The following is an 11,255-nucleotide window of genomic DNA, read 5'->3' as shown; positions in this document are numbered from 1 at the left end:
TGGTATTGTTGGTACCGTTGTTGATCTGGATCTGCGCCTGCATCCCGGCAAAAGCCATGAGGGCGGCGACCGTAAGTATGTTTTTTTTCATTGCTGTTGGTTTAATTTTTTTGTAAAAAGTATTGTTGTATAATGTATTAATGTATAATGTATTGATGTATAATGTAAAAAGTATGAATGTATAATGTATTAATGTTTTGAGGTATAATGTATACGGTGTTGCCGGTATATGGGTTATTTACCATGTAAAATCTGTTACTTATGATTCCTTTGGTTTTCAGCGGAGCCCGGGAACGGGAATGGGTCTGGAAATGAAATCCCGCCCCGGCACTCCTTGAAAAAACACAAACGTTTCGTCTGTTATCGGTATCCGTGATCTTTAACACATCAGGCACATCAGATTGATCTTAACTGCCAGCTGCTGAATATGAACCACAAACCGGAGGTTCGACGGAGTCAAAAGTCACAAAAGCTTTTTGGCACATCAGCCACATAAGATTTTAAGTTTCCTGCTTTGTGAATACTTTAGATCACATAAGATTAAAAATCTCTGATTTGTCTCATTGCTATTATATTATCGAAGGAATTCGCGAACCTCTTCGAGGTTTTTAAAAACTTTTGTGGACTTTTCAGCCTGTCACATTTAACTTTACTCTGCAGTATGAATATCTTTTGTTTCTTTTGTGGTTAAAGAAACGGTTACCTTCCTGCATACTATTTCTAAACCACAAACCGGAGGTTCGACGCAGTCAAAAGTCACAAAAGCTTTTTGACGCATAAGCCAAATAAGATTTTAAGTTTCCTGCCTGGTGAATATTTCAGATCACATAAACTTAAAAAATCAAAGATTTTTTCTATTCGTTAAGCGGTCAGCTTCTGCCGGTGGCTGAGGCTCCCGAAGCCACCGTGCCGAAGCCCATCCTCCTCCTGCCTCAACGCCCCGGTACCATTCCCCTCCACCGGAGGGGTGGCGAAAATGCAGCGCATTTTTGACGGGGTGGTTTATGACGTTCCTGGTGAAGTCTCCCGAAGCTGCTGTTTCCTTTACTTTACTTCAGCTTCCTATTCATTTCCTCTTTCAGCTCCTTTATTTCCTTATGCGCTTCCTTCAGGGACTCAATGAGCACCGGGATGAGGGCATTGTAGTTCACGGATTTGTAGCCTTCCTTGTTGGTCATTACAGCATCCGGGAATACCCTTTCCACTTCCTGGGCGATGACCCCCATATCTTTGCCGGTTCCCAGGGTCTGACCCGGGAATTCCTTTTTGTCCTTCCAGGTGTAGGTGTAGCCGTTCAGCTGGTTGAGCTTTTCGGTAGCATTATAGATCGGGGTGATGTCTTTTTTAAAGCGGCGGTCGGATGGGCCCTGAACGCGAGGAGTAGTTACTGTACCACCAAAATATCCGGTTCCTCCGATTTGTAAGTTCCCCCCAGTATATATGCCTTTGTCATTAACAACTTTCATCCATGTAGTATCATCCATTCTCCATCCACCTGAATAGTTAGGCCAATAAATACCTGAATTGGATCCAGGTACATAAAACCATTTTCCATTTCCTGCATAAATATTTCCGCCACTGGATGTAATATCTCCTGTAGCAGATAAAGTTGTTCCTGCTGAAATACTTCCGACAGAAGTTACATTATTTCCAGCAGCTATATCTGATCCGGATTGAATTTTCCCGCCAGTATAAATACCCTTATCATTTACAACTTTCATCCAATTATTATCATTCATCATCCATCCTCCAGAATGATCAGGCCAGTAGATCCCTGTTCCTGTACCTCGGACATTAAACCATTTGCTTGAACCGGAAGTTACATTACCACCAATTTCTATGTCGCCTCCGGTATAAATGCCCTTGTCATTAACAACTCTCATCCACGATGTATCATTCATCATCCATCCTCCAGACTGATCAGGCCAGTAAATACCAGAATTAGAGCCGGGAACATAAAACCATTTATTATTTCCTGCATAAATATTTCCAGTACTGGAAGTAATATCTCCTGTAGAAGATAAAGTTGTTCCAGCGGAAATGCTTCCGACAGAAGTTATGTTATTTCCTGCTGCGATATCCGCTCCGGATTGAATTTTACCTCCGGTATAGATCCCTTTATCATTTACTACCCTTAACCATGAAGTATCATTCATCAACCATCCTCCGGAAAATTGCGGCCAATAGATTCCCGAATTACTTCCTTCTACAAAAAGCCATTTTCCATTTCCTGTGTGTATTGTTCCTGCACTTGTAACATCTCCATTACTATCCCAAGTCAGCGCATTCGTCCCATTGGAAGTCCCTAGATACCCGCCGCCGCCGCCGAAGAGCCTCGGGCCGTCTACGGTGGAGTTGTAAACCAGCTCGTTGTTGGTGTCACCGGCATCCTTGAGGCGGATGGCGTGGGTGTTCATAGCTAGGTCTTTGGTGGCCACATGGTCTCCAAGGTTATCACCTCCTGAGGCGGTTCCGCCCATGGCTTTCCACTGTCCGCCGGTGATGTTGCCGTTGCTGGCGCCGTTGGGGTTGGAGAAATAATAATAGCCCGGGGTCACGGCCAGGGAGGAGGAAGGACGGTTCCCGGTGGTGAGGGTGTTCCCGGTGGCGTTGTTGTAGACGATCATCCCGTCGAAATAGGTAGGGAAGGTGCTGCCGTCGGCCAGGGTAAGGTCGAACTCAAAGTTGACGAGGTTCACGGAAGGGATGATGATGCCTTTCCCTACGTTGGGTCCGGCGCCGGCCTCGGTGGAGAAGGAGGTACTTCCGTCGAGGATGACGTTGGAATTGGTGATGGTATTGTTGGTACCGTTGTTGATCTGGATCTGCGCCTGCATCCCGGCAAAAGCCATGAGGGCGGCGACCGTAAGTATGTTTTTTTTCATTGCTGTAGATTTAATTTTCTTGTAAAATGTATAATGTATTGATGTATAATGTAAAAAGTATGAGTGTACCCTGTAAAATATATTGTTTTCTCATTGTACAATGTATAATGTAAAATGTCCTGTTATACAATGTATCTGATAGGCCTTTCGTTTCGTATTGATCTTTTTGGTAAGTATATCGGTATTCTGTTATCCGGTTATACACTCTTTAACACTTAGACTTTATACATGGGTTACGTATCTGTCTTTTATCATGATCCGGTACCTGAAAATGAAGCATGGACGGCTGATAAAAGAGCAGCGGCAGGAAACGCCTGCCTGCCGGCTGCTCAAAAAACACAAATGATGAAAAAATGATGGTTTCAGATAAAACCTGCGCTGTTTTTATTTACTTACAATAATCCATTTGCTCCCGGTCCACATGAAAGGTCCGATACCCCGGTACTGATTATTGGTGAGTACTCCATTGGCGATTCCGCTGAAGCTGTTTCCTACGGCTGCTGAGTTATCATTGTATACGTATACTGTTTTCCCTGCATCCGCAGCGGTAAAGCCGGCAGTAGGGAAGGTAATGGTAACGGCGGTTGATGCGGTTGTTACAATCGTATAATCAGAAGGCTGTACGGTATAGGATGTAGTGGAAGTAGGCAGGGTATTTACATTCCCGCGGATGTTCTGGTACACCGGTGCGGCAGAGGAACCGCCCAGCTTCTGCCATACGGAGCCGTCGCTGTAATAGAATCCTGCAGCATCCACATTGGCGGTAGCACCGGATTGTGCACCCGTTGCCACTTCACTGATGTAGACCAGGGTAGACACCGGTACGGAGGTCATGCTGGCAGCACGCTCGCGGGTTACGCGTGGGATCAGGACCCCATCTACACCGGTAGTAGTCCCGGTAGCGGCTTTGGCAGCCACGTCTAAGGTAGCAGCCGGGGCGTTGTTGGCGATCCCTACGTTTCCTGCGGAGTTGATCCTCAGCCTTTCCACCGGCGTCAGGGTTCCGGTTGATAAAAACAGGTCGGTAGGAACGGAACCGGCAGAAGGGGTACCGTTGATCACGGAGGAGATCTTGGCGACATGCAGGTAAGAAGACCCGTTGTAGGCATCGAAATTCATTTCCCCTACGGTATCGCCGTTCCGTACGATGGCCGGAGCGGCCGGTGTCCCTGCGGAGCGTCTCAGGAAAAGGGAAGCGGCAAAGCTGCTGCTGGTGGTACCATTGGACGTCAGATAAAAATCATCATCGGCACCACCGGTTCCCACGATTTCAAATCTCCCGTTCGGCGCACTGGTCCCGATCCCGATGCTGTGGTTGGTGGCATCCACGGAGAACGTGTTCCCGTCTACGGAGAAAGCATTGTTGCCGGTTCCGGTAAAGGCCAGGGTGTTGGTAGCGGTCAGCCCGCTAATTAAGGTAGGCTGCGTTAAAGCGCCGCCCAGCTGGATGTTTCCTGAGGCCAGGGTAAGCCCGTTGTTGGCGGTAACGGCCGCGGCGGATCCGGCACCCATTTTGGTCCAGGCCACCCCGTTATAATAATAGAATCCTACGGCATCGATGTTCACGGCCGTTCCGGAAGCAGATCCGGTGCTGATGTCATTGACGTAGATCATGGTAGAAGTCGGCACGGAAGTCATGCTTCCGGCTCTCTGCCGGTCTACGCGCGGGATCAGGAGCCCTTCCGGCGTGGTGGTGGCCCCGGTAGCGGCTTTGGCGGTAATATCCAGGGTAGAAGCCGGTGTGGTGTTGTTGATACCGACCTGTGCGAAAGCGATCCCGCTGAAAGAAACCGCCAGAATCGTAAGGAGTTGTTTTTTCATGTTTTGAATTTTTTTATTGTCTGTTAATTGAACTTGTTTTGGGTTGCCTGCACCCTGCAGGGCTTTTTTTGTGAATGGTGAATGGTCAATTTGGCTATGGTTGTTCTTCAAATTTTGTCCTGTTGAATCAGATCTGCGTTTAGGTGAATGCTCATTGTTGGAAAAACGCTAAGGCGCAAAGAATTTCTGAATGCTGTATGGGAAAAGGCGCAAAGATTTTATCGGAGATAAAATTTTGGAACGCAGATGACCATAACGGAAAATGCATTGTACATCCGGTGGCATGATTCAGCAGTAGGGAATGAATATACGCCCGCAGATTAAGCAAATTACGCAGATTTTAGTAGCATTCAATTCTGAATGATCTGTACGTCTCCGGGCTTTACATCATCTATTCATCCGGATTACGTTTCTCCTTTAAAAAGGCATACAAATTTGACTTTGTCAAATTCCTTGCGCCTTATACCACGGTCTTTCCGGTATTCTTTCGCGTCTTTGCGGAATTCCAAAAGCCATCAGCAGCAGCCATCCGATACGCTTAACGGAAATTCCCCTCCACCGGAGGAGTAGCAAAAATTCCCTGAATTTTTGACGGCGTGGCTGATGATGCAGAGCTGCTTACCTTATTCCGTAGAGTGATGCTCCTGATGGTGGCTGAGCGTAGCCGGAGTCATGGTTTCTAAACCACAAAAGTCACAAAAGCTTTTTGACACATGAGTCACATAAGTTTTAAGTGTCCGGCTTAGCGCATATTTCAGATCACATAAGATAAAAATCGAAGATTTATAGCCATGCGTTAAGCTTCATTTCAGTCCGGTACTGATCCGTTGTCTGGTGGCTGAGGCTCTCGAAGCCAGCCAGTCTCCCGTTGCGGCCGCCGTTGAACAAAAACCACTAAGATGAACCTGACAGGAATATCAGGCATAAGGCGGCGGCCGGCAGGAGTTAGGGTAGGAGATCCCTTCATGCCTATGGGATTCCTTATATAGATATTTGTGTTGCGTAAAATCTTCCGCCGAGAGGATGCGGGCGATGCTGTGAGGCATCAGGGCAGCTGCGGCAGCTTTTGAGGTATACTGTACGGGTGCGAGGATCCCGATATGGGTTTCCTGCCGCCCGGAGGTAAAATGCGAGGTTTCTTTGCCGGTATATACAAAAGCCGGTTCCTGTGCTTCTTTTTCAGGAGCTGCCATCTTTTGCTGCCGTTTTTCGGCGGGCTTCCGTCTTTTTCCGTAGCCCATATCAGCCATTTTCCGCTGTTTCCGGAACGCCGATGCCGGTTTTTTTGCCGGTAAAGAGGTCTCCCGGGAAGAAGTTTCCATGTGGATTTCCGTACCGGGCTTAACATATAAACTGTTGCCAGGATCGTAAATTTCCTGTGCGCCGAGAATGCCCGGTAAAAGCATCAGGCCCATCAGCACTTTCCTGAGGAAAGACCTGTAAAAAGGGTATTTATTATGGCGTACATCTAACATAAGTGGAATTATTCCGTGTATTATTTCAGGTGTATTTAACAACACTGTTTTCGTCTGTAAAGATATTCTTATCGATCCGTTTTAAGGTCTTAAAAAATGTATCATTTTTGAGTCTTTTTTGTAAAAAGTTTAATACGATGCATGTTATCTTGCATTTTAATTATACTTTTATAGCATTAATAATTTTTGAAACCATGATCTCAGAGAATTATAAGTCTACTTTATTAAATGGTATTTTTGGGATAATAACTCTACTTTTTGCTGTTTTTTGTGGTAGGCTGAATGGCCAGCAGTATGTATCAGAATGGTATACCACAGACAACGGCCTTCCGCAGAACAGCATCAAGGATATCGTAAAAGACCGCTACGGCTACCTCTGGCTTGCAACGGAGCAGGGGGTTGTACGCTACGACGGCCGGAATTTCCTCACCTACCGCGAGCTGAATACCGGCAATTCCCATTTCATGACGTTTTCCGGGAGCCGGGAGAAGGACAGCCTCGTCATCTTCAATGAATACAGCCAGGATGCCGTGCTGATCCGGGGCCGCTCTCCGGCAAAGCTTGTGCGGCACCCGGTTGATAACGGGAAGATGATCGCCGGGCAGCTTTACAGCTTTTACCGCAAAACCAATCTGGGGAAAAAAACCTCCGACGGTTTTTACATGGTCTCCCTGCGCACAGGTACGTATTTGTTCTCCAAAGGCAGAATAAGCTACCTTTCCGAAGGAAAACCGGCTCAGGCGGCTGCCACGCACTTTGATCCGGAGTATATGAGCGAAGTCTTTACATTCGGTGAAACCTTATTTATCCGCGATGCCCGCAGCCGGCAGATCACCGCCCTTAACGGCGGTAAAGCCCGTAGGACGGCATGTGCCCTGTTTTCGGAACCCGGGAGCCGGATCTATTGGGAACAGGTAAGCGGCCAGGTATTCCTAATCCGTACCGACGGAATTTACCGGGTAAGCTATGACGGCAGCCTGCTGTCCGGAGAAAAGCTCCTCCGCTATCCCGGCTTCGGCAACCACCAGTTTTATTCCATGTATTATGATGCGCAATACAAATTCCTGTACCTGGGAAGCCTGACGAAGGGACTGCAGGTACTGAAGCTGCTGAACTTTTCCTGCGTGAAGAGTACCGAACAGAACCGCCTGCCCCTTGTCTACGCGCTGCTGCCGTACAGCTGCACGGAAGCAGTCACCCCCGAAGGCCTGGTTTTCGATTCGTTCCGCCTGGTAAAAGACCTGGATTTCAAGAAGCCCAATAACCCCAACAGCATGCTGTACGATGAACACCGGAACCTGATCTGTTTCAAAGACAGCACGATGACCTTTTACCGGCACCCTTCTTTCAAACCCTTCCGCAAGCGGTCTTTTGATTTTAATGTCCGATACATCTTCCGCTCCGGAAACCGGTATTTCATCAGTACCCGTAAAAACAGCACAGACCTGCTGATCGAATTCAAAGACGGCAGCTTTTCAGCAGTGAAAAGGACCTATCCGCTTGCCGGCAGTGCCAACTGCGTCCGGAGATACAGGGAAAATGAACTGCTGGTAGGCTGCCAGGATGGCCTGTACCTGCTGGATAAGAACGGAAGCCTGAGAAAGATCGGCAGTACCGGCATTAAAAACATATCCAGGACCCGCGACGGCAGCTTCTGGGCCATCAGCCATGCAGACGGTTTCTTCCTGATGGACGGCCTGAAACTGATCCGGATGCCCGTTGATAAAAACCGCAACCTGGCTTCATCCCATGATATCCTTGAAGATGGAAAGGGCTTTTTATGGATCTCCACCAACAACGGCCTCTATAAGACCCATAAAGGTAACCTGTATGCCTATGCCCGAAATCCGGCCAGGGAAGTCTTTTACTACCGCTATTCCACCCGGGACGGGCTGCATACCAATGAGTTCAACGGGGGCGGAAGGCCGGGAGCCATGCTGCTGGGCGACGGCCATTTCGTCTATCCTTCTATGGAGGGCCCGGTGTTTTTCCGGCCCGAGCAGGTTCCCAGCCCGCTGCCGTCTGCCGGTGACATTTTCGTGGAAAGGATAAAGACCGGGAAAATGGTCCGCACCTTTACCGGTAAGTTGTCCCTTGCCCGGGATTTCTACCGTGCGGAACTCTTTGTTGATATCCCATTCTACGGTAACGAAGACAACCTGATAATAGAGGGGCAGATGGACAGCCGCCAGGAGAAGAACTGGACGCCGCTGGAAGAAGACCGCACCTTCGTCCTGGAGAAAATCCCTTCCGGCGCTCATGTCCTGAACGTCCGCGTCCTTACCGGCAGCGGGCAGTTCACCTATAAGGAAATCCCGTTTTACATACAGCCCTATTTTTACGAGACGGCCTGGTTCAGGATGCTGCTGGGCTTCATCGTGATCATTGCCTTGATCGTAACCAGTTGGAAAATCCTGAGGAAGTTCAACCATCAGGAAGATTTGATAGAATCTGTAATGCACAAGTTGGAACAGACCGAAATAGAACTCGAAAAAGAAACAGGCTACCAGGAAGACCTTTTCCAGGCCATTACCCATGATATTACCACGCCGATCAGGCACCTGTCCAATCTCTCGCAGGTGATGGCAAAAACCAAAAACCCGGACCTCCACAGAAAATACTTCGACAGCATGCACCGTTCTACGGAAGAGCTGTACAACCTTACGCTCCACCTGCGGGAATACCGGGAAGTATTTAACAGCAGCAGGATCTGCGCAGAAAAAGAATACGCCTTGCGGGAGCTTACCGACAGCAGGATCCGCCTTTTTGCAGACCTGGCGAGTTATAACCATATCCGGATCATCAATAATATACCGCCGGATCTCCATATGGTGATCAGCGAATCCATTATCGGCATCATTCTCCAGAACCTGCTGGATAATGCCGTAAAATATACGATGGAAGGGATGATCATATTCGATGCACAGGCAGAAGGAGATACCGTAACCATCAGGCTTTCCGATACGGGTACGGGCATGCAGGCGGAACAGCTGGAGTATTACAACGCCCTGTACGAATCGGACGACGGGAAAGACATGGTGTTCCGGCATTTCGGGCTGGGCCTCCACCTGGTCATCCGCCTTATCAAGAAAATAAACGCTAACATAAAATTCGATACTAACCGGTTTCAGGGCACCCTGGTAACCATCAAAATAAAAAACCTATGTTCAGAAAAATTTTAATTGCCGACGACCATTCCATTGTACGATTAGGGGTCGCTGTAGCATTCGAGGAAAATTACCGCGATGTGGAAATAGATTTCGCCGAAAACTATTTTGAAGCCGAAAAAATTATTTCCGAAAAAGCCATCGACCTGATGATTATGGATATCCAGATGCGGGGCGTACAGCGATCGGTTATTAAACATATGAAACTGCTGAATCCCGGCATGAAGATCCTCCTGTTTTCAGGATTTACAGGAGAGACCGTACGCCAGCTGATCAGCGAAGGGGCAGACGGATTCCTCAGCAAGCAGTGCAGCTATGATCAGATCATGGATGCCGTACAATTGCTGTACTCCAAGGGTTCCTCATTTCCGGAAGAGCAGGCCGGAAGCCCGCGTTCGCTTTTTGAAAGGATCGGTCCCCAGCAGATCCTTTCGGCACGGGAATACGAAGTCTTCATGTACCTGGTGGAAGGGAAGGGCAATCTTGAAATCACCAATCTCCTGTCGCTGAAACCCGGTACGGTGACCACCTATAAGAAAAGGATCTTCGCGAAGATGAAAGTAGACAATGTGGCGGAGCTGGTCAAGATTCACCTGGAATTCCGGAATCTCGAAGAACAGAGCAACAGGATGTGAAGTGACACGATGATGTCAGGCGGCCGGTAGCCGCCTGATTCCTGATTACGGTTCATCTGCTTTTAACGAAGGCCCATAGCGTACTAACGTGAATCCGATACTATTAAACTGGTTCTAAATGCTTTATGTGAAATACAGGACAGAAAATCGGTTACGCCTTTCTAAAAAGCATTAGTCTTCGAAGAAAAGAATATGATCATTTCCCACACAAGACTGCTGACCGTTACTGCGGCAAAAGGAACTTCCGGCTTTATTCCTGTTAATCCATCCGGTCATCAATCTGAGTTCACAATGAATAAGTTGCATCCATCAATAGCGTCGGCTTTAGCCCGACGTCATGATAGTGGTGTACCTTCGGCTTTAGCCCAAAATCTATCCGCATTCAGCTGTGCCGGATCATCAGGCATCCCATAATACATAGGCTGATATCAATCCTATTGACTTTTATATCGAACTTAGTTTACTGCAGGGCCGTAACATCATTAAGAACGGGTAAAACCCGTTCTTTTTTATTGGATCTGATAGCCTTGGTGCAGGGCAGCTATACAGGTCATATGGGAGGATACGAAGGCAGGATCTTAAACAGACTGCCGACCCGTTTAAAATGTAACCTGATTTTAAAGCTTCCCACATCTGTCCCGTCACATTTTCCGTATATAATTCCGGATGGCGACGGCTGAACAGCAAAAGTAAAAAATGAACCATAGGTGTACGATTTGCGAAAGAATTTCATTGGAAACCTGTTGTAAGTAGAATTTTTTCTTATTTTTGGCGGTACAGCGGGTTTATATTCAGGAAACAGATCATAACGGCCATCAGATGACAGGATCTCTGAAGAAGGGATGAACAGGCCGGAACGGCCGGGAATCCTGTATGAAAAAGTGACAGAAACAGATTGATTCATTCCTGCCTGTGAAAACGGCCGGTAAGAACCTGTAAAAGAGCGGATAAAAGGATGAAAAGCTGATGATTGCACCCGCTGTTTCGACAAAGCAGGTTTCCGCATTGAAGCGGCGGTAATCCTGTTTTTTCGTTATCTGATTCATTAGTTAATTGATTGGTATTCCTTTATTTAACCGGTATTTCTAAGTTTTTATAAGATAAAATGATATACTATGACAAAGAAAACGATTCTTTTACCTTTAGGATTGCTGCTGCTGGGTTCCGGCTGGCTGTTTTCCCAGGTGGGTATTAACACTGCTTCGCCGGATCCCAGCGCTGTTCTGGACATGTCTCCGGTTGGGCGCGGATTTCTGGCACCGCGGGTCGCCC

Annotated in this window: 5 protein-coding genes; 2 read left to right on the top strand and 3 right to left on the bottom strand. The window is 47.6% G+C overall.

The annotated features are described in order from the left end of the window. Positions 1 to 1,049: 1,049 nt before the first annotated feature. The 3 genes from pilV to QZ735_RS02060 form a co-directional block, all read right to left on the bottom strand. Positions 1,050 to 2,885 carry a shufflon system plasmid conjugative transfer pilus tip adhesin PilV gene (pilV, locus tag QZ735_RS02070; protein WP_294243708.1) on the bottom strand — a complete coding sequence of 612 codons (1,836 nt, stop codon included), beginning with the start codon at positions 2,883 to 2,885 and terminating at the stop codon, positions 1,050 to 1,052. A gap of 384 nt (positions 2,886 to 3,269) precedes the next feature. Continuing rightward, a complete protein-coding gene (locus QZ735_RS02065; protein ID WP_294243706.1) occupies positions 3,270 to 4,706 on the bottom strand; it encodes a hypothetical protein in 1,437 nt (478 codons plus the stop codon). A gap of 917 nt (positions 4,707 to 5,623) precedes the next feature. Next, positions 5,624 to 6,181, bottom strand: a complete 558-nt coding sequence (locus tag QZ735_RS02060) for a hypothetical protein (RefSeq protein ID WP_294243704.1) — start codon at positions 6,179 to 6,181, stop codon at positions 5,624 to 5,626. 194 nt (positions 6,182 to 6,375) lie between these two features. Between QZ735_RS02060 and QZ735_RS02055 the strand changes: the two genes are divergently transcribed. Both QZ735_RS02055 and QZ735_RS02050 read left to right on the top strand, forming a co-directional pair. Beyond that, a complete protein-coding gene (locus tag QZ735_RS02055) occupies positions 6,376 to 9,363 on the top strand; it encodes an ATP-binding protein (RefSeq protein ID WP_294243702.1) in 2,988 nt (995 codons plus the stop codon). After that, positions 9,345 to 9,983 (top strand): response regulator transcription factor, encoded by a 639-nt coding sequence (locus QZ735_RS02050; RefSeq protein WP_294243700.1) that lies wholly within the window; start codon positions 9,345 to 9,347, stop codon positions 9,981 to 9,983. Before QZ735_RS02055 ends, QZ735_RS02050 begins: the two co-directional genes overlap by 19 nt. Positions 9,984 to 11,255: the final 1,272 nt, after the last annotated feature.

The organism is uncultured Chryseobacterium sp. (assembly GCF_913776365.1).
Classification (GTDB): Bacteria; Bacteroidota; Bacteroidia; order Flavobacteriales; family Weeksellaceae; genus Chryseobacterium.
Note: the sequence above shows the minus strand (reverse complement) of the source record. Positions and strands in the feature narration are given on the sequence as shown.

Coding starts and splice junctions, on each gene's coding strand:
- QZ735_RS02050 (WP_294243700.1), top strand. CDS start 9,345: ATGTTCAGAAAAATTTTAATTGCCGACGACCATTCCATTGTACGATTA.
- pilV (WP_294243708.1), bottom strand. CDS start 2,885: ATGAAAAAAAACATACTTACGGTCGCCGCCCTCATGGCTTTTGCCGGG.
- QZ735_RS02065 (WP_294243706.1), bottom strand. CDS start 4,706: ATGAAAAAACAACTCCTTACGATTCTGGCGGTTTCTTTCAGCGGGATC.
- QZ735_RS02055 (WP_294243702.1), top strand. CDS start 6,376: ATGATCTCAGAGAATTATAAGTCTACTTTATTAAATGGTATTTTTGGG.
- QZ735_RS02060 (WP_294243704.1), bottom strand. CDS start 6,181: ATGTTAGATGTACGCCATAATAAATACCCTTTTTACAGGTCTTTCCTC.